This window comes from Parendozoicomonas verongulae (assembly GCF_009711465.1).
Taxonomy (GTDB): Bacteria; Pseudomonadota; Gammaproteobacteria; order Pseudomonadales; family Endozoicomonadaceae; genus Sansalvadorimonas; species Sansalvadorimonas verongulae.
In genome coordinates this window covers 310-1142 of the sequence record NZ_SMME01000824.1, presented here as the reverse complement: position 1 = coordinate 1142, position 833 = coordinate 310, and the positions used below count along the sequence as shown (strand labels likewise).

Genomic DNA, 833 nt, shown 5'->3' with positions numbered 1-833 from the left:
GTGCTTTCTGTGTATGAAAAAGACTTTTGCATCACGGTGGAAAATGCTCCGGGAAGGAAACCACTTAATCATATGTCAATGACCTACAGGCTGAATATTCATCCTTTCGAAGAGGGAACCCTCCAGCGGGGTGTGTTCAAGAGAGAAGATATCCGGGCAGATAGTGAGGGGAAGATAAGAGAAACGATACGTGTTGTGGATTTCTATGAGGCCGGTTCCGTTGATTACACAGTCGTGCTCTCATCCGAGAGCAGTTCGGGTACGCCTGTGGAGATCAAAAGATTCCACTTGAGAATAGCAGCACTGAAGGAAAGCCAGGCTCGCCAGTTCCGGGGGGAGAGTGGTGTTGAAAGGACAGGCAGTGATACACCATGGCTGGAAGGTGAGCATAAAAAAGCAATTATTATCGACCTGTCGGACATACCCATGACTGATGGTGCTGTTGTGGAGCAGGATAAGTTTCAGGCCTTTTTGCGAAGCATGGCGCACAAAACCTTGAAATCGGGAATTAATCTGCTGGTGACCCCCGATGACAAGACAATTGAAGGTCTGAAAGCTCTTAAGGACTGTGTCATTGTCAGTAAGGAACGATACAGGAGTACTATTCAACCTATATTGCAAGGCTTGAACGAGCAGGAAGACTGGGCATTGGGTATCATCAATTACGATCTCTTTGATTCACAACTTTCTGATACTGACCTGGTCAAACTGGCCCCCCCTTTTTCCAAAGCCTCTATGGATGACGATACCATTGTAAGACGTGTTGATGAGCCGGTTTTCCGTAGTGGAATAACGGAGGAGGGCGTCTCACTGCCAGCGCAAAGCATGATGGA

General features: G+C 47.5%; 1 protein-coding gene. It reads left to right on the top strand.

The genetic code is table 11. The features are described 5' to 3' along the window. Positions 1-72: 72 nt before the first annotated feature. A partial coding sequence (locus E1189_RS10680; RefSeq protein ID WP_196221370.1) for a hypothetical protein occupies positions 73-833 on the top strand: 761 nt, incomplete at its 3' end.